The following is a 20,593-nucleotide window of genomic DNA, read 5'->3' as shown; positions in this document are numbered from 1 at the left end:
TACGACAAGCGCCGCTACCGGCGTCGCAGCCGCATCGAGATCATGTTCGGCCGCCTCAAGGACTGGCGCCGCGTCGCCACCCGCTACGACCGCTGCCCCACCGCCTTCTTCTCCGCCATTGCTCTCGATGCCACCGTCATCTTCTGGCTGTGATCAACGAGTCCTGACCCTAGACGACGCCCACACTCCGCCGATCTCAGCCCTCAACAGTCTCAAATGTTCTGACGACGCACACGTCGCGACACGGTGGCAGCACCCCCGTTCTTTGCGTGTTGGACAATTGGCCTGCCCTGTTCGATGGAGGGCAACCTTATCCTCACCAGGCCGAGGGCCACCGGAGCCAGCCCATGAAAAACGAAACACGGCTGATCGAAACCGCGCCGGGCATCAGGCTATCGGTCGAGGTGGCCGGCGCCATCGACGCGCCGCTGTTGATCCTCATGCACGGCTGGCCGGAGCTGGGCCACAGCTGGCGGCATCAGGTCGGCCCGCTGGCGCGAGCGGGCTACCGGGTGGCCGTACCCGACATGCGCGGCTATGGCGGGTCGTCGAAGCCCGACCGGATCGAGGCCTATACGACCGACACGATGGCCGACGACATGGCGGCCATCGCGCGGGCGCTGGGCGCGGTGCGATGGGCTGCGGTGGGGCATGACTGGGGGGCGCCCGTCGCATGGCGTTGCGCGCTGCGCTTCCCGGAGCAGGTCGCGGCGATCTTCTCGCTGAGCAATACCCACGGCGTGGTGCCGCGCGGCGACTATGCCAGCAAGGCGGATGCGGTCTATCCCGACCGCTTCTTCTACGTCCGCTATTTCCAGGAGATCGGCCCGGCCGAGGCCGAGTTGGAAGCCGACCCGCGCGCCGCGCTCAAGCAGATCTTCTTCGCCTTGTCGGGCGACGCGCCTCAGGGCGAGTGGACCAAAATCCGCCCGCGCGATTCGCTGCTCCTGCCCGGTCTGATCGAGCCGCCCGCCGGCCCGCTTTCGTTCATGAGCGAGGCCGATCTCGATTTCTACGCGGCGCACTATGGCGCGGGCGGCTTCTTCGGACCCCTCAGCTGGTATCGCAACAATCCGACCAACGCGCGTGACGCGCTGGCCTATGGCGATCAGCGCGTCACGCAGCCGGCGGGCTTCCTGTGCGGCAGCAAGGAGATACTGCTGACGATGGTGCCGGACGGGCTCGATCAGATGCGCGGGGCCTGCGACCGGCTGCTCTCCGAGACGATCCTGCCGGGTGCAGGCCACTGGATCCAGCAGGAGCGCCCGACCGAGGTGACCGAGGCGCTGCTGGGCTTCCTGAAGGCGGCGGCGTTCTGAAGCCGGGGCGCTTGGTCCGCCCGCCCATCGGCTTTCGCAATCGGGGCGGGTCTGCGCTTCGTGATCGGCGGCGCAGAGCGCCAGTACTTCCCGCCGCCTCGGAAAGACTCCGTGCGGACGATGACGGCGGGGTTCCCCAGCGGTCGTTTTGTGCGAAACGGGCGCATAACCCTGAGGAGGAGTGGGAACGATGCCGGTGCTTTTCGTCCATGGCGTGCCGGCGACGAGCCGGCTGTGGCGGCCGATCCTGTCGCGGCTCGACCGCACCGATGAGGTCGAGGCGCTCGACCTGCCCGGCTTCGCATCGGCCCCGCCCGAAGGCTGGGTGCCGATCAAGGAGAATTACGTCGCCCATGTGATCGGGCGGATCGAGGCCCTGCATGCGCGCGGCGGGCCCGTGCATCTGGTAGGGCACGACTGGGGTTGCCTGCTCGCGCTGCGCGCCGCGTCGCTCAGGCCGGAGCTGCTTCGCAGCGTGGCGGCGGGCAATGGCCCGATCGATCCCGACTGGCCGCTCCATTCGCTCTGGCGCGAGTGGATGATACCGGAACGCGGTGAGGCGCTGGCCGACGCGCAGGCCGTCTCGACGACGATGCCCGGAACGCTGGAGCGCCTCGGTTATCCGGCGGAGGATGCCGCCGCAAACAGCTTCGTCACCCCCGGCAATGCCCGGCGCATCCTGTCGCTCTATCGCTCGGCGGTCGATATCGGCCGGGCCTGGTCGCCCGATCTCGCGCGGATCGTGGTGCCGTCGATGCTGCTGTGGGGCGAGCGCGACCTTACCGTGCCGATCGAGATCGGACGCCGCATGGCGACGCGGATGGGCGCCGAGATGGTGCCGCTGCCCGCCGATCATTTCTGGCCCTATGAGGCGCCCGATGAGGCCGTCGCCGCGCTGAAGCGCCTGTGGGCGCGTGCGGAGGCCCGCGAATGGACGATCCTGACCCAGCCTGCCCCCCCCGCGCTGAGACAGGGGTGCAGGCACGGCCGCCGGGGGGAGTGGTGGTCCGGGATCGAAGATTGCGGGTCGCGATCGCCATTCTCGCCATCGAAAGCGGGCGTTCGACAATGCGCGCCCTCCTCTCCGGAGTCTGCGCGACGTCCAGCCGAGGGCGGCTGCAATGCCCTTGTGCTGTCGAAACGGAAAGGAGAGGGTAGCGCACTGTTGCGCGCCGGCAGACGACGGCGGCGAACCGAGGAGATGATCCTGTGGCCAAGGTGCATGTCGCCGCGATCGAAACGATGCTGCCGGGCCGGCCCGCTCCGTTCGAAACTACCGGCGACGGGGTCGAGACCCGCGTGGCGATCGGCGGTGAACATGCTCCGCTGCATGCACGCTATCATTCCCTGTCAGCGGGTGCCACGCTGGGGTGGCGCGCCAGCCGTACGGGCTTTCTCGTCTATGTCTGGGAGGGCGCGGTCGTGAGCGGGGGGACACGGCTGGAAGCGGGCAGCGTGATCGTGATCGAACCAGGCGCGGCCGCCGAAGCCGCGGCGGCGTCGGACGACGCCGTCCTGCTGGTGTTCAACCCGACCGCCGCTCTGCCGGCGTCATCTTGCGCGGGCGGCAACGTCCATATCCTGCCCGCCGATCGGGTCCCGCGCATGGTCCGGCTGAACGAGCGCGCCAATGTCGGCGCGGCGATCTTCGCCGACTCGGCCTGCCCGACGTGCGAACTGTGGCTGCACGAAAGCGCATTCCACGATGGAGATTTCAACGTGGATCTTCATTCGCACAGCGAGGACGAGATCATCGTCGTCACCGCGGGCGAGATCGTGCTGGGCCAGCGGCGCTATGGCCGGGGCACCGCGATCGCGGTCGCGAAGGAGGCGGTCTACGGGTTCAGGACCGGCCGGGAGGGGCTGACCTTCATCAACTTCCGCCCGTCTCATCCGACCTACCGCACCGCCGACGGAACGCGCGTCATCGACGAGCAGGCGCTCTACATGGGGTCACTCGGCCGCCCCCCTTATCTCCCCGTCGTCATGGCGGGAGCCACCGTGTGAAAGCGTCGAGCCGCAGCGACAGGACGATGATCGATCGCCGGGCGGGGCATCCCGACGCTCCTTGCTGCCGGCCCTCCCGCCTTTCCCTGCCGATAAAGCGGTGCTCGACCTGAATCGGGGAAAGGCCGGCTCCTAATCGGCGAGGACCAGGACCTTCACCGCTTCCTCGGGGTCGATCTGGATGCGGAATGCCTCGGTGATCCTGCTCAGCGGAAAGCGGTGGGTGACGATCGGCGAGAGATCGATCTTGCCGCTGGCGATCAGATCGATGACCTCGGGAAACTCGGACTCGTAGGCGAGGGCACCCATCACCACCAGTTCGCGCAACATCACGAAGCGTAGATTGGGAAGATCGTTGTCGTGTGGATCGGCGACGATCACGAGCCGTCCTCTGGGGGCCAGCGAGTGGACGGCGTCGCGAAGCGCCGGGCGAACCCCGGCACAGTCAAACACCACGCTGGCGAGGCCGACCGGCTCCTGCGCGTAGCGAAGCGACTCGGTGCCGAAATGGCTGCCGACGAAGGCGGGTGCGCTGCCGGTGCTGCTGTTATGGATTGCCGTCGCGCCCATGCGCCGGGCGAATTCGAGCCGCCGGTCACTGATATCGATGACCAGTATGTCGCGCACACCCCGCGCACGCAGGGCCGCCAGAACGCATAGTCCGATCGTACCCGCGCCGTAGATGACGGTGCGGTCGTCGGGCGTGACCTTGGCATTGTTGACCGCGTGGAGCCCGACCGCGAACGGCTCGATCAGCGCGCCGGCCTCGTCGGTGATCGCATCGGGCAGTTCGAACAGGTTGCGGCCGAGTTCGGCATTGCCGAGCCGCACGTACTGGGCAAAGGCACCGGGGACCTGGCCGAGACCCATGCCGTCATGCATCGGATTGACGACGACACGCCGTCCGACCGCCACCCCCGTCACATCCGTCCCGATCGCGACGACCCTGCCGGAAAACTCGTGGCCGAGAACCGCGCCCTTCGGGGTGGAGCCGTGGCGGTAGAAGGCGAGGTCGGTACCGCAGATGCCGCACACCGCGACCCGGATCACGACATCGCGTGGACCGGGGGTCGGGATATCGCTGGTGTCGGGAGAGATGTCGCGCGCGCCCTGAAGGCGCGCGACCTGCTGCCGGGTCATGATGGTCTCCTCTTGTCCGCGCGATTTGCGCGCCTCGGATGGCAGGGGCAAGGTGCGGGCATGATATCGAGCAGATAAAGGGCAACACTCGCCGGCAGCGCGTCAAGGGCCGGCGTGGAGTCACGTCCGCGCTCGGGCAGGAATCTCCGGCGCCGGTGCCCGCATGGGAGTGTCCCGGCCTTCGGAGAGCATGAGGATCGCGGCCCTAGTCTCCCCGCGATGAAACATATTCGACTTTGAACACTGACTGGTTTCAATACTCCTGAAAGCGGGTTAACCAGGCTTGCTCGGCCACGAGCGCCAATCGCCGCGATGATGGGATGAGGAGGGCTTATGAAGCAGGAAAAGAAATTCCAGATTTTCCGCGCGCACGACATGGCGCAGCTTGGCGAAGCCGACATCATGACGATGGTGCCGCCGACCAAGGGCATCGAGGAGATGATGGCCTGCGTCGACGCCGGCCTGCCCGATGGCACGACCTCGCAGGTGATCTTCGCCGGGTTCGGCCTCAGCCTCGTCCGGGTGTGGTTCAAGAAGAACTTTCCGCTGCCGCTGCATTCGCACGATGCCGACTGCGTCTATTACATCATCGCCGGGGGTCTGCGGCTCGGCACGGAAGATCTAGGCGCAGGGGACGGCTTCTTCATTCCCGCGGGCGTGCCCTATACCTATACGCCCGGGGCGCAGGGCGTCGAACTGATCGAGGTGCGCAACAGCGCCCGGTTCGACTATCGCGAACGTTCTACCGCCGCGTTCTGGAAGAAGGCGCTGAAGACCGTGCAGGACAATCACGGCGACTGGATCGGCTCGCCGGAACCGGGCACCGTTGCCGAGACGACATCATAGTTCGCCAGCGGTGCGCGGGATCCGCGGATCGACCATTGACAAGCACTGATCGTTAATAAAGAAACCAATGAGTATTTGAAGAAACGATCCGACCGTGGCCTCGATGAAGGTCATGGCGGAGGAGGGGGGGATATGATGCGCGACCATCGTGCTGCCGTGCCTTCATGCGCGCGGCCCCTCCAGTCCGCCATCGTCGGCCAGAAATCCCCGCATCATCATATCGACCCGGCGTTCGAGTTCGACCGCCTGCGGCACAGGTTCGGAAAAGCCGAGCATCGCCCGCAGTGCCTTGGCGCCGACGATGGTGTCGTAGAAGGTGTCCGCCGCGATCGATGCGCTGCCCGGCGCGATGCGCCGCTGCGCCATCAGGTCGGCGAACACCGTGGCGATCGCGCCGTGGATGTCGCGCCGCGATTTCTCCATGACCGGCAACACGATGTTCGGGAAGCGCAGCAGCTCTGCCGCCAGCATGCGATTGTAGGCGACGCTTTCCGGCGCCAGTGCCGCAGCGACGATCGTGCGCGCCATGTCGAGCAGGACATCGCGCACCGGTACGGTGTCCGACGGCGGGCCGAAGCGGGAGAGGCCGGTCCGCGCGCAGATGCCGTCGCAAACGGCCTGGAATACCGCCTCCTTGTCGCCGATCAGTTCGTAGATCGTCCGCTTCGTGACGCCTGCCACCTTGCCGATCGCATCGACGCTGCCGTCGGCGAAACCCCGGGCGATGAAGATGGTCGTCGCGGCGGTGAGGATGCGCTCGCGCTGGATGGTGGCATCCATTTTCGGCCGCCCCCGGCCACGGCGTGGCGGCGTCTCCGGTTCGGTCCGAACGAGGGCGGGGGGCGCGGTCATGCATCGGTGGGAACAGGATCGGCCCGAAAAAATCAACACTGAATAGCGGCGCAACCAAAATCGCGGGGCGCCGCGTCGATCGACCGTTTCGGGGACGCGCAGGCAACAAGAACAGGCGTCGATAAAGGGGGGATAGCATGCGAGCATATCGGAAACTGCATTCATCGGGCTACGTGGCGCTGGCCACCGGCATCGCTCTTGGCCTTTCCACGACCTCGACACAGGCCTCGGCGCAGACCGCGGACGGGGGCGGACTGAACGATATCGTCGTGACGGCGCAACGCCGCGCGGAGCGCCTGGAGGACGTGCCCGCCTCGATCACCGCCGCCACGCAGGAGACGCTCACGGCGGCCGGCGTCACCGACATCCACGATCTGGACCAGATCGCGCCGGGCGTGCAGATCAGCTTCACCGGCGCCTATACCCAGCCCTCGATCCGCGGCGTCACCACGCTGACCGCCGGCCCCGGCTGGGAGAACAATGTCGCGGTCTACATCGACGGCTTCTATTCGCCCGCCCCGGTCGGCGTGAACGTCGCGCTGAGCAACCTGCAGGACATCCAGATCTTCAAGGGGCCGCAGGGCACGCTGTACGGTCGCAACGCCACGGGCGGCGCGATCCTCATCAACACCCGCGCGCCGACCGCCGAATTCACGCTCAATGCGGAGGCGAGTTACGCCCGCTTTGACGACGTGTCGTTGAACGGCTTCGTCTCCGGCCCGATCACCGACACGCTGCGCGTGGGCGTCGCGGGGACGTTCCGACGCAGCGACGGCTACTATCGCTCGGTCGATCCCGCCGGATCGGGCGGCACCGTCGGCAATGCCGCGAACATCAGGCAGCAATCGATCCGCGCCAAGGCCGAATGGGATGCGACCCCCGATCTCAAGGCGACCATCGGCTACAACTATGTGCTGATCGACGACCCGACGACGTTGCTGTTCCCCAACCAGGGCTATGCGCCGTCGTTCCTGCCCGCCGAACCGCTGGCCGGCCGCGCGCCGTACCGCGCGTCGAGCAACGTCAACACCTCCAACGAGGCGCGGGTCCACGAGGGAACGCTGAAGCTGGTGTACAAGACGGGGTTCGGCAACATCGCGTCCTATACCGGCTACCAGAAACTGGCGGCGCGCACGGTCTATGATTTCGACGGGACGTACCTGCCGATCCTGGACATCGACGGGCCGAACAACAAGTACACCTTCCAGCACACCACCGACGTGACGATCGACAGCATCGACCGTCTGAACCTCGTCGTCGGTGGCTCCTATTACAACGACGTCGATCGCAACGACGGATCGAAGGTCTTCCTCAACAGCGCGCTGGCCAGCTTCACCTACGCCCGGCTGACCGCAAAGGCATGGGCCGCCTATTTCGACGCGACCTACGACCTGACCGACCGGCTGATCCTGACGGTGGGCGGTCGCTACACGCGCGAGCGCAAGGGCATCCGCTACCGCCAGCTCGATGCCAGCCAGACCATCAATCTCGTGCCGGCGGGGGCGTCCTCGGCCACCTTCTCGGATTTCACGCCGCGCGCGACGCTGCGCTACGAACTGTCGCCGCGCACCAACGTCTATGCCTCCTTCTCGCAAGGATTCCGCACCGGCGGATTCCAGCCCACCCCCGCCGCCGACCCGTCGCAGTTGCGGCCGTTCCGTCCCGAGAAGATCACCGCCTATGAGATCGGCTTCAAGACGGCGCAGTCGATCGTGCGGTTCGACGCGTCCGCCTTCTATTACGACTACACCGATCTTCAGGTCGGCGTGACGCGCGCGAACCCGGTGACGAACAGCCTCATCAGCTTCGTCAGCAACGCGCCCTCGGCCGAGATCTATGGCCTCGACCTGCAAGGCAGTGTCGAGCCGGTTCGTGGCCTGTCGCTGATGGCGGGCGCGTCCCTTCTCCATGCCCGTTACAAGCGGTTCCCCGGCATCACCGGCGTCGGCCTCGATCCCGCCACCAACCTCAATTTCGAGGATGTGCAGGACTGGTCGGGCTTGCAGATGACGCGCGCACCCGATTTCTCGGGGAACGCCGGTGCCTCGTACGAGACAGCACTCGCGAACGGTACGCTGCGATTGTCCGGCAACGTCAGCTATTCGGGGTCGAGCCCGCAGTCCAATCCGTCGGTGTTCGGCAGCCGGGCCGGCGCGCTCGCCCGCGTGCAGCGGTATCGCAACAGCGCCTACACGCTGGTCAACGCGCAGGTCGGCTGGGCCGCGCCGGGCGACCACGTGACCCTGACGCTGTTCGCCACCAACCTGACCAAGGAGCGCTATTACATCAACTACGGGGGCACGACCATCTTCGGCGATGTCGGCGTGTTCAACCAGCCGCGCACCGTCGGCATCCGCCTGCGCTACCAGAACTGACCGGCATCCGGGCGGCGCTGCCCCACCGCCGCGCCGCTTGGTTCGATCGCCTGCTCATTCGAGAGGTCAACGCCATGCAGCTTCCCCGATCCACCCTTCTCGACGCGTATCTGCGCATGCAGCGGATCCGCAATTTCGAGGAGCGCATCGTCATCGAATTCTCGTCGGGCGAGATACCCGGCTTCATCCACAGCTATCTCGGGCAGGAGGCTTCGGCGGTCGGCACCTGCATTCACCTCGACGACGACGATTATATCGGATCGACGCATCGCGGGCATGGCCATTGCATCGCCAAGGGTGCCGATCTGAAGGCGATGATGGCCGAACTGTACGGCAAGCGCGACGGCCTGTGCCGGGGCAAGGGCGGCTCGATGCACATCGCCGACCTGTCCAAGGGGATGCTGGGGGCGAATGCGATCGTCGGCGGCAGCCCGCCGCTCGTGCTGGGCGCGGCGCTGACGGCCAAGACGCGCGGCAACGGCAAGGTCGCGGTCGCCTTCACCGGCGACGGCGGCTCCAACCAGGGTACGGTGTTCGAGGCGATGAACATGGCGGTGGTGCTGCAGCTGCCGGCGATCTTCGTCATCGAAAACAACGGCTTCGGTGAGGGCACCGCCGCCTCCTATGCCTGCGGCACCCCGGATCTGGCCGCGCGCGCCGCGGCGTTCGGAATGCCGGCGGTTGCGGTCGACGGAACCGACTTCTTCGCCGTCCACGACGCGGTCGGCGAGGCGGTCGAGCGGGCGCGGGGCGGCGGCGGGCCATCGACCGTGGAGACGCGCTGCCCACGCTTCACCGGCCATTTCGTCGGCGATCCGCAACATTATCGCGCCAGGGGCGAGGTCGAGGCGCTGCGTCGCGACGGTGACCCGCTGGCCCTGATCCGCCGGCGCCTGATCGAGGCCGGGCTGTTCGACGTCGAGCAGTTCGATGCGCTCGACCGCGATGTCGCCGCCGAGATCGACGACGCCGTGGCGTTCGCCCGCGCCGCCCCTATCCCCGACGAAGCCGATCTGATGGCCGACGTCTACATTGCGTATCGGTAAGCACCATGCCCAGGAAAACGATCCGCGAAGCGATCAACGAAGCCCTCGCGCAGGAGATGGAGCGCGACCCGAACGTCATCATCATCGGTGAGGACGTGGCCGGCGGCGAAGGCGGCAGCAGCGGCGTGGAGGATGCGTTCGGCGGCGTCATGGGCGTGACCAAGGGCCTGCTCCCGCGGTTCGGCCGGACGCGCGTGATCGACACGCCGATCTCGGAAAGCGCGATCATGGGCATGGCCGCCGGCGCGGCCGTCACCGGGCTGCGGCCGGTGGCCGAACTGATGTTCGCGGATTTCTTCGGCGTCTGCTTCGACCAGATCTACAATCAGGCCGCCAAGTTTCGCTACATGTTCGGCGGCCGTGCGCGCACGCCGCTAGTCATCCGCTCGATGATCGGGGCCGGCTACAGCGCGGCGGCGCAGCACTCGCAAAGCCCGCATTCGATCTTCACCCATGTCCCCGGGCTGAAGGTGGTGATGCCGTCCAGCGCCTATGACGCCAAGGGCCTGCTGATCCAGGCGATCCGCGACGATGATCCGGTCGTCTTCTTCGAGCACAAGCTGCTGTACGATCTGGCCGACGAGGTGCCGTCCGAACCCTATGCCATCCCGTTCGGCGAGGCGAATTTCGTTCGGGAAGGCGATGACGTGACGATCGTCGCCTTCGCGCGAATGGTGCATATCGCGGCCGAGGCGGCGGATTTGCTGGAAAAAGAGGGCATCTCGGTCGATCTGATCGATCCGCGTACCACGTCCCCGCTCGACGAGGACAGCATTCTCGAATCCGTCCGGCGAACGGGCCGGCTGGTGGTGGTGGACGAGGGCAACCCACGGTGCGGGCTGGCGGCGGACATCGCCGCGCTGGCCGCCGAGCACGCTTTCCACAGCCTGAAGGCACCGATCAGGACGGTTACGGCGCCACACACCCCCGTGCCGTTCGCACCCAATCTGGAAGCCGCCTACATCCCGTCGGCGGCGCGCGTCGCTGCCGTGGTGCGGGAGATCATGCGATGACCGGTCTGCATCTCGTCACCATGCCTAAGTGGGGCCTGTCGATGGAAGAGGGCACGCTGGTGGCATGGCATCGGCAGCCGGGTGAAGTCGTCGTCGCCGGTGACGATCTTGCCGATGCCGAGACGACCAAGATCACCAACACGATCGAAGCCCCCGCCGCTGGAGTCATGCACCGCGCGCTGGTCGCGACCGGCACGACGGTGGCGTGCGGCACCCCGCTGGCGGTGATCGGCCCGGCCGCCGCGACCGGGGCGGAGATCGATCGCTTCCTCAGCGAGCGCCCCGATAGCGGCCCGGACGCCGCCGCCTCCGTGCCGGCAGCGGCCGAGCCGGCGATGGTCGAGATACCCGACGGCGATGGCGGCACCGCGCGCATCCGCTACCTCGATACGGGATCGGGCGACGAGACGATCGTATTGATCCACGGCTTCGGCGGCGACCTCGAGAACTGGATGTTCAACCAGCCGGCGTGGTCGCAGGCCCACCGCGTGATCGCGCTGGACCTGCCGGGGCACGGTGGATCGGGCAAGGCGGTCGGCGACGGGTCGGCCGCATGGCTGGCGACGATCGTCGGCGCCTTGCTCGATGCCGTCGCGCCCGGGCCGGTCCATCTGGTCGCGCACAGCTTCGGCGCGATCGTCGCGCGCCATCTGGCGCACGCTCGGCCCGAGCGGATCCGGTCGTTCACGGCCATCGCGCCGGCCGATCTGGGCCGCGTCTCGCGGGCCTATGTGGAAGGATTCATCGGGGCGAAGCGCCGTTCCGAACTCGTGTCGACGACTGCGATGCTGTTCGCCGACAAATCACTCGCGTCGCGCGACATGGTGGAGGGATTGCTGCGGTACAGGCGGCTCGACGGGGTTGCGCAGGCGCTGACCGCGATCGACACGGCGAACCTGCGCGCCGACGCGGCAGACCCGGCGGCGGTCGCCTGGTGGCGCGCGATCGGCTCGCGCGGGTTGCTGATCCGGGGTGGCCGGGACGAGATCGTCGCGGCAGACGAGGCGCTTGTCGATATCGCCGGGATCGACACGCTCGATATCGCGACCGCCGGACACATGCCCCAGCTCGAAGCGGCAGCCGCGGTCAATGCGCGCGTCGCCGATCATGTCGCACGGCATCGTGCCGGGATGTCGGGAAGCGCGGCATGATGCTGGCGGGCAGGGTCGCCCTCGTCACCGGCGCCGGCAGCGGGATCAGCCGGGAAATCGCCCACGCTTATGCCGAACAGGGAGCAACCGTCATCTGTGCCGACCGCGACGGCGATGCGGCGGAGCGAGCCGCCGTGGCGATCCGGTCTGCCGGCGCGCGGGCGCAGGCGCTCCGCTGTGACGTCACGGTCGAGGCCGACCGTGATGCCGCCGTCGCGCTGGCGACGTCATTCGGTGGCGGGCTCGACATCCTCGTCAACGGCGCGGGCATCCTGCGCGCCCAGCCGCTGCTCGACGTCACGGTAGAGAGTTTCCAGTCGGTGCTGGATGTCAACGTCAGCGGCCTGTTCTTCATGCTGCAGGCCGGCGCGCGCGCGATGATCGCGGGTGATCGCCGGGGTCGTATCATCAACCTCGCCTCGATCGCGGGGCGGCAGGGCGTCGGAACCTCCGTCCAATATGCCGCAAGCAAGGCGGCGGTCATCAGCATCACCCAGTCCGCGGGGCAGGCGCTGGCGGCGCACGGCATCCGCGTCAACGCGATCGCCCCGGGATTCGTCCGCACGGCGATGTGGCGGGAGATCCAGGCGATGGCCGTCGCCGACACCCCCGGCGTTACCGCGCGGGACTTCGACGACGCGCTTGCCCGTCAGGTCGCCAGCGGCCGCCTTGCCGATCCGGCCGATATCGTCGGCACGGCGCTGTTCCTCGCGGGCGACGGGGCCGATTACGTCGTCGGCCAGACGATCAACGTCGATGGCGGGACGATCTTCAATTGACCATGCTGGAACCGCCCATGACCGATCGTACGGCCGCCCGGGAATGGGCAACCGGCTGGCCCGTGCCGCTGATCGCCATGATGGGCATCGCGGGATCGACGCTGATGCCGACGACGATCGGCGTATTCCTGCAACCCGTGACCGCCGAACTCGGCCTGAGCCAGATCGCCTTCACCGCCTCGTTCATGGTCCAGATCCTCGTCGGGCTGGTCGCGATCCCGGTCGCCGGCCGTATCGCGGACAGGATCGGCGCGCGCCGGCTGCTGCTGATCGGGATCGTCCCCTACACGCTGACGTTGGGGCTGTTCGGCATCGCCAACGGCTCGATATGGCAATGGTGGGGGCTTTGCGCGCTGAATGCCATCGGGCTGGCGTGCATCTGCATCCCCGTCTGGCTGAAGCCTGTGGTGACGGAATTCCACACGTCGCGCGGGCTGGCGCTCGCCGTGGCGCTGGCGGGGATCGGGTTATCCACCGCGATCATGCCGTTGCTGGCCACCTGGTACGTTCAGGCGCTCGGCTGGCGCTGGGCGTATCTCGCGCTGGCGGCAAGCTGGGCGGTGCCGATGCTGCTGCTGGTCTATTTCGTGCTCGACCGCTCGCATCGGGAGGCCAGCGCCGTGGCGCAGGGCAAGGTGCCTGCCCGCATCCTGCGGCAGCACCTGCTGTCACCGACCTTTTACTGTCTGGCGCTGGCGGGCGGCATATACGCCTGCGCCTCCTACGGCCTGTTCATCATGCTCATCCCGATGCTGACGATCTCCGGGCTGGGTGCCTCGGCGGCGGCAAGCGTTGTCGGCGTCTTCGGAATGAGTTCGCTCATCGGGCGCGTCGTCGTCGGGCTGCTGCTCGACCGGCTGCCCGCGAGGTTTCTCAGCGTCGTCGTCTTCCTGCTGCCGGTGCCGGCGACGCTCCTGCTGATGCGTGTCGATGGCTCGATGACGGTCGCCGTCGCGGCAGCGGCGCTGCTGGGCATGGCGGGCGGGGCCGAGAACGACATTCTCGCCTACATGGCGGCGCGGCGTTTCCCGGTGACGATGTTCGCCTCGGTCTACTCGGTCGCCACCGTGGTCTTCGCGATCAGTGCCAGTGCGGGCCCGCTGCTGTCATCCGTCCTGTTCTCGACCTACGGAACATACGACGTATTCCTCGTTGCGACGATACCGATGGTGATGGTCGGCGCGTTGTTGATCGGGCTTATCCCGGCGGCAGGAACGAGGGTTCATGGCGCCGAACCTCGGCTTTCAGGATAAGCCGTGCCGGCACTCTGTCTCGGCGTCGATCGATACCGGTTCGTCGAAGGAGCCTCTGCCCTGATCTGCGACCGACTTGCCGTCCTTGTCGGGAAGGCGGCGTGACGGTGCCGGCAGAGAAGCACGCCGCACCTGCGACCGACTTGCTCGCGGGTGGGTAAGCAGGCGTCGCCAGCTCTTGCGAGACCAATGCCAGATCTTCAAGTGGCTACCGGCCCATAAAGCCGCCCAGATTGACCCGATCGAATGAAGAAGTCGCGCCCCGCCCCAAGCCGTCCCGGCGCTCGGTGGAGGCGTGCCGATGAACGCGCACTCCGGACCCTGCCACATTCTCCGCCGGATGTGCGTTGTGACCCCGGCAGGTCCCAGCAGCCCTCTGGGATCAGCTAAACTTCGGCCATGACATGATTAGCACCGGCAGTTCATTAATCAAAGTGGCTGCACGTCTCCGCAACCAACGGTATCACAACTTCCCCAGACATCCCGGGCTGGGGGAGTTGTCCGTTCCGGGCCATCACATTGCCATTTGCGGGTGACGCGATCTCCAGCATCGCGAACAAATCCCCGTGCAGCTGCATCTCCCGCCGCTTGCGGTCGCGTGCGTTCCCCGGATGGACCACCACCTTCTCGACCAGCGCGCGGATCGCCCGCCAAGCCGACTCGCCAGCGTCGGCGGCAGGATGCGTGTCCAGCTCCGTCACCGTGCGCTGATACGAGTTGGCGCACGATCGCCCGTGAAAGTCGTAGCGTCTGACTCCGACCGCCCGGGGCGCCATGGGGACGGGCAGGACAGCGGCGATTGCCGGTAGGTGTTCGTTGAAGCCTGTATCGCAGCAGGCGGTCTGCGGCGTGCCCGGGTAGCGACGCCGTGCCGCCGCGCCACCGCGATCAGGTCCAGCGCGGCGGTCCATGCAAGGGCGCAAACGCGCACGCCGCCCTGAGGTCGGCGAGGACACGGTCGTCGATCAGCGTCGGCCGGAGTAGCGTTGGCCCGCCGTGCACGATGCGGTGGCCGACCGCCTCGGGCCGCACTCCGCTTAGCCTCGCCGCGACCTCTTCGGAGCTGACGGTGTGATCGGGGCTACTCTCGGCTACATCGGACACCTCCGTTCTCGCCCCGTCCGAGCAGGTTGAGCTGCCCACCCGGATCACGACGCTTTGCCGCGTCGTTCTCGCAGATCCCAGGTTTGTACCGTCTCTGGAACCCGCGCAGTCGGCAAGACTGTCGCGGTAATTTCGTTCTGCGATTGCGTCGTAGTGTGAACGCCGTTGCGTTCGGCTACATGCCGGCCTGGTTCCGGACGGCCGGACAGCGCGACTGGCTGCCCCGCGAACAACTTGACGCCGTAACCGCGTGTCAGGATCATCCTCCGCGACCAGTCGATCAAGGCATCCACGCCTATGGTATCGCAGGTGACTAGTCCCAGCGAGCGTGGAGCCAGCGCCCCTCGATCGTCGCGACGAACCCGCGCACGCCCGGCCCTGCACGAACGGGCTGCACCAAAGCCCGCGGACCGAGCAACTGCTCCAGATCGCCTGCGCGGAAACTGCGCCGGGTCGCATCGGCGCGCAGGCCGACACGGGCGAGCGTCGCGCCATCGGTCACATATATGGCAAGCCGTCCGTCCGGCCGCATCACGCGCGCGAGTTCGGTGAGGATCGGCGATGCCTCGGTCCAGAAATAGGCGACATTCGCGGCAAGCACGCGATCGATCGTCGCATCGGCAAAGGGCAGACGTGCGAAAATGCTATGGTGGAAGATCGCATCCGGATGGCGGTGGGCGGCCGTACGCACCATCGCCTCCGAATGATCCACGCCGTGAGTTTCGCCGCCCCGAGCTGCCGCGAGCAAAGCGGGAACCGCGTCCCCCGTGCCGCAGCCGAGATCGACCACGACGTCACCCGGCCTGATCCCGAGCGCCGCGATCGCGAGACGGGTCGGGCGCCGGTTGGCCAGCCGCATGGCGCAGCCGGTCAGCCAGCCACCGAAGCCGGACGGTTCGCGCAGCTGGCGACCGATCGCCCGGGCGAGGGCGCTCACGTGGTCTTGAGCTTCGCATTGATCTTCGCGAGCAGTTCCCGCAATTCCGTCCGGCGGCCGGCATCCCACACCGGGCGGGATGTATTCGTGGGTGCCTGAAGGGCACGCAGTACGAACGTCCTGGCTTGTGCCGGCTTGCCTTCGTCGTTGAGGAAGTCTGCATAGAAGAAGTTGTTGTCGAGCCCGCGGGGATCCTGCTTCAGCGCACCTTCCAGCAGCGACCGCGCCTTGGCCGTGCTGCCGAAGCCGATCGGGAAGCCGGGTACGCGATAATAAAGCACGCCGAGGCTCATCTTGACCCCGCCGTCCGCGACGTCGGGATCGATTGCCTGCGCTTTTTCCAGAATTGCGCGTGCCTGGCCGGCAAGGCTGAGCTGCCGCAGCACGCTGGCACGCGCGGCCTCCTCGCTGACGACGATTCCCTGCCATAACAAGGGCTCGGCGCGGCCGGGATAATGTGCCGCCACCTGTGCCGCCTGCCCGGCAAGCACGTCGAGCTGGCGATATTGCTCGTCCCGATTACGGACCTGGTAGCGGATGTGCGCCCATTGATCGTTGATGTGCTGGACGGCGGCGTCCATCGCGGGATTGTCGCTCGCGTGCGCGATGCCGGAGAAGGCGAGCAGCGCCGCCACCGCGGTGCCGATTCGAAAATGTCTCATGCCTGGTTCCTGTCGGTCAGTTGGTAAACATGCTGCGCGCCGTCGCCGTCTGCCGGGCGAGGCCGCGATCGATCAGCGCAGGCAGCAGCGCGTTGAGGTGTGCGAACATTCGCTCGGGCCCGCCGATCGAAACATCGCGGGCACGGCCCGCTATGGCCATGACGATACGATCGGCGACGCGCTCGGGCTGGTCCGCTTTCATGCCGCTTGCGGCCATGAAACGCTCGATACTGCCGGTGTTGAAAGCGGTGCGCACGGCGCGCGGGGCGATGTGGGTGATCGCGATGCCGCGGCCTGCCACCTCGCGCCGGAGCGCCTGGCTGAGGCCTTTCAGACCGGCCTTGGCGCTCGAATAAGCGGTGAAATAGGGATAGGGCACCGCCCCCATCACCGACCCGATATTGACAATCTGGCCGTCGCCCCGGGCGATCATCTGAGGCATCACCGCGCCCGCGAGGACGGCGGGGGCGACGAGGTTGACCGCGTAGCCGAGCGCGATGGCGCCCGCGCCCTGGCGTTCGAGCGGTCCGAAATATTGCAGGCCGGCGATGTTGACGAGGATGTCGACGCGCTGTTCGGCAAGCTGCCCGGCGAGTTCGGCGAGGGCGGCGGGGTCGGCAAGATCCGCGACGATGCTGGCCTGACAGGCCGAGGCTTCGATCCGGTCGACGGAGGTGAGATACGCGCCGTCAGCCTGCAGTCGCTCGGCGACGAGGCTGCCGATGCCACCCGCCGCTCCGGTCAGGACGACGCGGCGCCCGTCAAGCCGCGACACGCTGTGCCTCCAGCTCGATCCCTGCGAACAGCGCGCCGAACAGGCCGAACATCGCGTCCGCCATGGCAATGATCGCTTCCTGATCGACGGGATCGTTAATCCGGTTCATCAACCGGGCGAAGAACGTCATGTGATCCTGATCGAGTGCGCCGTGGGAGGTCAGGTAGCGGACCGCATCGTCGGGGAGGCCCAGCCGATGCTGCAACGCGCCGGCGCCCTGGCTTGCCAGTGCGATGCTGGTGCCCTCCAGCACGTAGATCATTCCGAACAGGGCGATCGGATTGTCCTCGCGGATGGTCCGATAGGCATGGTCGACCATCGCGTGGGTCGCTGGCGCGGGCGTGCTCCGCCCGGCGGCGATCCGGTCGCCACCGGCGCGCTCGATATCGTCCAGTATCCACTGTTCGTGCCCGGTTTCCTCGGCAATGTAATCGTCGAACGCCGCGACGATCTCCGGCTGGTTGTCGAGCCGCGCCCGGGCCTCGCGCATCAGGGGCACCGTATGGCGGACATGATGATAGGCCTGGATAAGGTAAGCGATATAGTCGGCGCTGCTGATATCGCCGGCCAGCCCGGCGCGCAGCTGTGGCGTGGCCGCGAAACGCATCTGCGCCGGTGCGGTTGCCGCAACGAGGCGGTCGAAAAACGGCTGTGTCATGTGGGTCTCCCGATAAGGATGAGCGGCGTCGATCGCGGCGCGGCGAAGGCGTCCATTGCCGGTGAGCAGGCCGCTTGCGGAAGTGAACGGCGCTACCGCCCGCCACTGCCCGACGCGGGCGTAGACCGGCAGCGACGCATTCGCCGCCGCCACGGCACCGTGAATGTCGGCGGTGGGTGACGCGGGGACGATCAGCGCGTCCAGCATGGCGCGGCCGTCACCACGGGCCATGGCCTGTGCGATCGCGGGCTGTGCCGTCAGCACGCTTTCGACCCATTCAGGCGATACGTTGCGGCCGAACGACGTGACGATCAGCGCTGACTTACGTCCCTCGATCCACAGCCGCCCGGCGGCGTCGATCCGTCCGATGTCGCCGGTCGCAAGGGCCCCCGGGCCGCGCGGCGCGTCCAGCGTGCCGAGGAACAAGGGTCCATCGATCAGGATCTCCCCATCTTCGGCAACGGAGATGGCATTGGCGCCGATGCTTGCGCCGACACTGCCCATCCCCGCGGCCGTCCCGTCGTCAAGGGTCACGACCGACCCGCATTCGGTGAGGCCATAGCCCTGGCGGATAGGCAATCCGACGGCGCGGGCGCTCGCCAGCAAATCGGGATTGAGCCGAGCCCCGCCGACCGCGACCACGCTAAGCCTGGGAAGTCTCGCACTTGTCGCGGTCATCACACCGACCAGGCCGGCCAGATATTCCGGCACGAGGATGAGTGAGGTGACAGCCCTGTTTTCGATCGCCGCCAGCATGCGCGCGAGATCGGCGCGGAACGGATCGGCCAGCCCCGCATCGGCCTGCGGCATCGCCACGTACGTCCCGCCGGCAAGCATTGTCGCGAGCAGGCCGGCCACGCCTTCGAGCAGGATACCGGGCGGCAATAATGGCAGGTGTCGACCGGCGTGATGGCTCCCGAGCGTGTCCACCACCGCGCCCGCGACAGTAAGCATGTGCTCAAGAGAAAGGCAGACACCTTTTGGATGTCCAGTCGAGCCGGAGGTAAAGGTGATGCGCGCAGTGCCGGGCGGTAGCGGTACGGCTGGCCCATGAATCGCCGATACGGCCGCTGAAGGGATGCCGTCTACGATGCCCACAGGCCCGGACAGCAACGCTTGTGCGCCTGCGGCATGCAGAGCCTGAGCGGCCTGCGCCCGGGTAAAGAATGACGGCAAGGCCAGCGTCGGCACGCCCGCTTCGAGAAAGGCGAGGTCGAGCAGCGTCTCGCCCATGCCGTGGTCGATCCGTAGCCCCACGGGTCGCGCAGGATCGAAACGGGTGGCCAGCGCCGCCGCCATATCCGGCAGGGTGTCGGCCAGGGCACGCCACGTCACGGGAATGCCGCCATCGATCGCCACGGCGTCCGGGCGAGCGCCGCCATGCGCGCGGATCGTCTCGACCAGGCGCGTCATGCCGGGCCCGCCGCGACGAGGCGATTGCGACAGGCGGCGATATCGCCCGCACAGATTACCGGATCGGTTTCGTAATAGCGGCCCCAGCGCGCGCCGTGGGACCCAAGCGCCTCGATACGCGCCGGTGCCAGCTCGACGAGCCCGAGGCCAAGCCGCGTGAGCATCGCCCGCAGCGGCTTTGTCAGCACCGCGACAGCAACGTCGGCGTGCGCGCCGAGCGTGGCCGCGGCCTGGCCCCATAACGCAACCGTGGCCGGCGCAGAGTCGGAGGCGTGATCGCCCAGCTCGACGATCCGCGCCCGCGCTACCGGGCGGGCAAGCCGCTCGGTCAGCACGGCCTCGATCGGCCGGTCCAGGTAGACCTCGAGAAACAGTCTCTCGTCCCGCGCCAGGCGATAGCCCAGCACAGCTTGCGGGGCATCCGACGCACCGGTCGTTAGATAGTCTGGATAGTCGGCGGCGGGCGCCGCGCCGTGGACGGTGGCGTAGCGGCGATGAACCAATGAACGTGAAGCGACGTGATGCATTCTCATGCTCCTGACAGGGGCAGGACGCCGGCCGAGGCGGCTTTCCGCACCTCGGCGGGGCGAAACTTTTTAGGCGTCGTGTCTGCCGGCCCATGCGGGATTGGTGGCGCTGTGGCGTCCGTTCCGCATGAACAAGTTGATCCAGCCTCGCCGCGCCGCTCTTGCCGCCATCCTGCTCCTCGCCGGATCACCGGCCTGTGCGTCCCCTCATGGGTGGGGAAAGGCGAGCGGTATCGTCCGCGACGTGCTGGTCGGCGCTGCCCTTGGCGTACCGGCCGTGCAGGGTGACTGGCAGGGCGACCTTCAGGCGGCAGGCAGCCTCGTCGCGACCGGCGGCACCACCTATGCCCTCAAGGAACTGATCCACGAGCGCAGACCGGACGGCAGCGATCGCAAGAGCTTCCCGTCGGGCCATGCCTCGATCGCCTTTGCGGCGGCGGGTACGCTGGAGAACCGCTACGGCTGGCAAGCCGGGCTGCCCGCGTTCGTGCTGGCCAGCTTCGTCGGCGTCGCACGCGTCGAGGCGCGCCGGCATCACTGGTACGATGCCGTGGCCGGGGCGGCGCTGGGCACGGGCACGGCCTTCGCGATCACCCGCCAGCGCGACTCGGACGTTCGTCTGGTGCCATGGGCCGATGGCGGCGGCGGCGGCTTGTCGCTCGCCGCACGCTTCTAGCGAGATTTGCGCGGCGACACCGCCGCCACGGGCGGCGCGACGAAGGGCATGATATCGCCG

General features: G+C 67.5%; 21 protein-coding genes. 12 read left to right on the top strand and 9 right to left on the bottom strand.

Annotated features, from left to right (window positions below; translation table 11 throughout):
- The 4 genes from FOY91_RS09885 to FOY91_RS09870 all read left to right on the top strand — a co-directional run.
- The coding region (locus FOY91_RS09885) for a transposase (protein WP_145150784.1) at positions 1-153 on the top strand (153 nt) is incomplete at its 5' end.
- Positions 154-347: 194 nt separating this feature from the next.
- Positions 348-1,319 carry an alpha/beta fold hydrolase gene (locus FOY91_RS09880; RefSeq protein ID WP_145150781.1) on the top strand — a complete coding sequence of 324 codons (972 nt, stop codon included), beginning with the start codon at positions 348-350 and terminating at the stop codon, positions 1,317-1,319.
- Positions 1,320-1,509: 190 nt separating this feature from the next.
- Positions 1,510-2,745, top strand: coding sequence for an alpha/beta fold hydrolase (locus FOY91_RS09875; protein ID WP_145150778.1), 1,236 nt, complete (start codon positions 1,510-1,512; stop codon positions 2,743-2,745).
- Positions 2,742-3,326, top strand: coding sequence for a hypothetical protein (locus FOY91_RS09870; RefSeq protein WP_145150775.1), 585 nt, complete (start codon positions 2,742-2,744; stop codon positions 3,324-3,326). The genes FOY91_RS09875 and FOY91_RS09870 overlap by 4 nt, the downstream gene beginning before the upstream one ends.
- A gap of 132 nt (positions 3,327-3,458) precedes the next feature.
- Here the strand turns inward: FOY91_RS09870 and FOY91_RS09865 are convergent, their stop codons facing one another.
- Positions 3,459-4,466: a zinc-dependent alcohol dehydrogenase gene (locus FOY91_RS09865; RefSeq protein ID WP_145150772.1), complete on the bottom strand. Its 1,008-nt coding sequence runs from the start codon at positions 4,464-4,466 to the stop codon at positions 3,459-3,461.
- 333 nt (positions 4,467-4,799) lie between these two features.
- On the opposite strand from FOY91_RS09865, the gene FOY91_RS09860 reads away from it, so the two are divergent.
- Positions 4,800-5,312, top strand: coding sequence for a cupin domain-containing protein (locus FOY91_RS09860; protein WP_145150769.1), 513 nt, complete (start codon positions 4,800-4,802; stop codon positions 5,310-5,312).
- A 162-nt stretch (positions 5,313-5,474) separates the two neighbouring features.
- Here the strand turns inward: FOY91_RS09860 and FOY91_RS09855 are convergent, their stop codons facing one another.
- Entirely contained in the window at positions 5,475-6,092 is a 618-nt protein-coding gene (locus FOY91_RS09855; RefSeq protein ID WP_162527196.1) for a TetR/AcrR family transcriptional regulator, read from the bottom strand.
- Between the two features lie 209 nt (positions 6,093-6,301).
- Here FOY91_RS09855 and FOY91_RS09850 point away from each other — a divergent pair, with 209 nt between their 5' ends.
- The 6 genes from FOY91_RS09850 to FOY91_RS09825 all read left to right on the top strand — a co-directional run bounded on the left by FOY91_RS09850 (position 6,302) and on the right by FOY91_RS09825 (position 13,781).
- Positions 6,302-8,539, top strand: coding sequence for a TonB-dependent receptor (locus FOY91_RS09850; RefSeq protein ID WP_145150763.1), 2,238 nt, complete (start codon positions 6,302-6,304; stop codon positions 8,537-8,539).
- 74 nt (positions 8,540-8,613) lie between these two features.
- A complete protein-coding gene (locus FOY91_RS09845) occupies positions 8,614-9,585 on the top strand; it encodes a thiamine pyrophosphate-dependent dehydrogenase E1 component subunit alpha (RefSeq protein ID WP_145150760.1) in 972 nt (323 codons plus the stop codon).
- A 5-nt stretch (positions 9,586-9,590) separates the two neighbouring features.
- Entirely contained in the window at positions 9,591-10,598 is a 1,008-nt protein-coding gene (locus tag FOY91_RS09840; RefSeq protein ID WP_145150757.1) for an alpha-ketoacid dehydrogenase subunit beta, read from the top strand.
- A complete protein-coding gene (locus tag FOY91_RS09835; RefSeq protein WP_145150754.1) occupies positions 10,595-11,749 on the top strand; it encodes an acetoin dehydrogenase dihydrolipoyllysine-residue acetyltransferase subunit in 1,155 nt (384 codons plus the stop codon). Before FOY91_RS09840 ends, FOY91_RS09835 begins: the two co-directional genes overlap by 4 nt.
- On the top strand, positions 11,746-12,528 hold the full coding sequence (locus tag FOY91_RS09830) for an SDR family NAD(P)-dependent oxidoreductase (protein ID WP_145150750.1): 783 nt from the start codon (positions 11,746-11,748) through the stop codon (positions 12,526-12,528). The genes FOY91_RS09835 and FOY91_RS09830 overlap by 4 nt, the downstream gene beginning before the upstream one ends.
- Positions 12,529-12,545: 17 nt before the next feature.
- Positions 12,546-13,781: an MFS transporter gene (locus FOY91_RS09825; RefSeq protein ID WP_162527195.1), complete on the top strand. Its 1,236-nt coding sequence runs from the start codon at positions 12,546-12,548 to the stop codon at positions 13,779-13,781.
- A gap of 425 nt (positions 13,782-14,206) precedes the next feature.
- On the opposite strand, the gene FOY91_RS22605 is transcribed toward FOY91_RS09825, so the two are convergent.
- The 7 genes from FOY91_RS22605 to FOY91_RS09790 all read right to left on the bottom strand — a co-directional run bounded on the left by FOY91_RS22605 (position 14,207) and on the right by FOY91_RS09790 (position 19,857).
- Positions 14,207-14,692: a hypothetical protein gene (locus FOY91_RS22605; protein WP_145150744.1), complete on the bottom strand. Its 486-nt coding sequence runs from the start codon at positions 14,690-14,692 to the stop codon at positions 14,207-14,209.
- Complete coding sequence (locus tag FOY91_RS22810; protein ID WP_420822876.1) at positions 14,670-14,813, bottom strand: hypothetical protein; 144 nt, start codon at positions 14,811-14,813, stop codon at positions 14,670-14,672. Before FOY91_RS22810 ends, FOY91_RS22605 begins: the two co-directional genes overlap by 23 nt.
- Before the next feature lie 385 nt (positions 14,814-15,198).
- Positions 15,199-15,822, bottom strand: coding sequence for a class I SAM-dependent methyltransferase (locus FOY91_RS09810; RefSeq protein WP_145150738.1), 624 nt, complete (start codon positions 15,820-15,822; stop codon positions 15,199-15,201).
- Entirely contained in the window at positions 15,819-16,457 is a 639-nt protein-coding gene (locus FOY91_RS09805) for a tetratricopeptide repeat protein (RefSeq protein WP_238995407.1), read from the bottom strand. Before FOY91_RS09805 ends, FOY91_RS09810 begins: the two co-directional genes overlap by 4 nt.
- Before the next feature lie 43 nt (positions 16,458-16,500).
- The gene (locus FOY91_RS09800; protein ID WP_145150733.1) at positions 16,501-17,259 is read right to left on the bottom strand and encodes an SDR family NAD(P)-dependent oxidoreductase; all 759 of its coding nucleotides are present in this window, start codon (positions 17,257-17,259) and stop codon (positions 16,501-16,503) included.
- Complete coding sequence (locus FOY91_RS09795; RefSeq protein WP_145150730.1) at positions 17,246-19,330, bottom strand: AMP-binding protein; 2,085 nt, start codon at positions 19,328-19,330, stop codon at positions 17,246-17,248. Before FOY91_RS09795 ends, FOY91_RS09800 begins: the two co-directional genes overlap by 14 nt.
- Entirely contained in the window at positions 19,327-19,857 is a 531-nt protein-coding gene (locus FOY91_RS09790) for a thermostable hemolysin (protein ID WP_145150727.1), read from the bottom strand. The genes FOY91_RS09795 and FOY91_RS09790 overlap by 4 nt, the downstream gene beginning before the upstream one ends.
- Before the next feature lie 103 nt (positions 19,858-19,960).
- Between FOY91_RS09790 and FOY91_RS09785 the strand changes: the two genes are divergently transcribed.
- Positions 19,961-20,533: a phosphatase PAP2 family protein gene (locus FOY91_RS09785; RefSeq protein ID WP_238995394.1), complete on the top strand. Its 573-nt coding sequence runs from the start codon at positions 19,961-19,963 to the stop codon at positions 20,531-20,533.
- The last annotated feature ends 60 nt before the right edge of the window (positions 20,534-20,593 follow it).

This window comes from Alterirhizorhabdus solaris (genome assembly GCF_007785815.1).
GTDB classification, from domain to species: domain Bacteria; phylum Pseudomonadota; class Alphaproteobacteria; order Sphingomonadales; family Sphingomonadaceae; genus Alterirhizorhabdus; species Alterirhizorhabdus solaris.
Note: the sequence above shows the minus strand (reverse complement) of the source record. Positions and strands in the feature narration are given on the sequence as shown.

Coding starts and splice junctions, on each gene's coding strand:
- FOY91_RS09850 (WP_145150763.1), top strand. CDS start 6,302: ATGCGAGCATATCGGAAACTGCATTCATCGGGCTACGTGGCGCTGGCC.
- FOY91_RS09835 (WP_145150754.1), top strand. CDS start 10,595: ATGACCGGTCTGCATCTCGTCACCATGCCTAAGTGGGGCCTGTCGATG.
- FOY91_RS09880 (WP_145150781.1), top strand. CDS start 348: ATGAAAAACGAAACACGGCTGATCGAAACCGCGCCGGGCATCAGGCTA.
- FOY91_RS09825 (WP_162527195.1), top strand. CDS start 12,546: ATGACCGATCGTACGGCCGCCCGGGAATGGGCAACCGGCTGGCCCGTG.
- FOY91_RS09865 (WP_145150772.1), bottom strand. CDS start 4,466: ATGACCCGGCAGCAGGTCGCGCGCCTTCAGGGCGCGCGCGACATCTCT.
- FOY91_RS09840 (WP_145150757.1), top strand. CDS start 9,591: ATGCCCAGGAAAACGATCCGCGAAGCGATCAACGAAGCCCTCGCGCAG.
- FOY91_RS09855 (WP_162527196.1), bottom strand. CDS start 6,092: ATGGATGCCACCATCCAGCGCGAGCGCATCCTCACCGCCGCGACGACC.
- FOY91_RS09845 (WP_145150760.1), top strand. CDS start 8,614: ATGCAGCTTCCCCGATCCACCCTTCTCGACGCGTATCTGCGCATGCAG.
- FOY91_RS09875 (WP_145150778.1), top strand. CDS start 1,510: ATGCCGGTGCTTTTCGTCCATGGCGTGCCGGCGACGAGCCGGCTGTGG.
- FOY91_RS09790 (WP_145150727.1), bottom strand. CDS start 19,857: ATGCATCACGTCGCTTCACGTTCATTGGTTCATCGCCGCTACGCCACC.
- FOY91_RS09860 (WP_145150769.1), top strand. CDS start 4,800: ATGAAGCAGGAAAAGAAATTCCAGATTTTCCGCGCGCACGACATGGCG.
- FOY91_RS09795 (WP_145150730.1), bottom strand. CDS start 19,330: ATGACGCGCCTGGTCGAGACGATCCGCGCGCATGGCGGCGCTCGCCCG.
- FOY91_RS22605 (WP_145150744.1), bottom strand. CDS start 14,692: ATGGACCGCCGCGCTGGACCTGATCGCGGTGGCGCGGCGGCACGGCGT.
- FOY91_RS09830 (WP_145150750.1), top strand. CDS start 11,746: ATGATGCTGGCGGGCAGGGTCGCCCTCGTCACCGGCGCCGGCAGCGGG.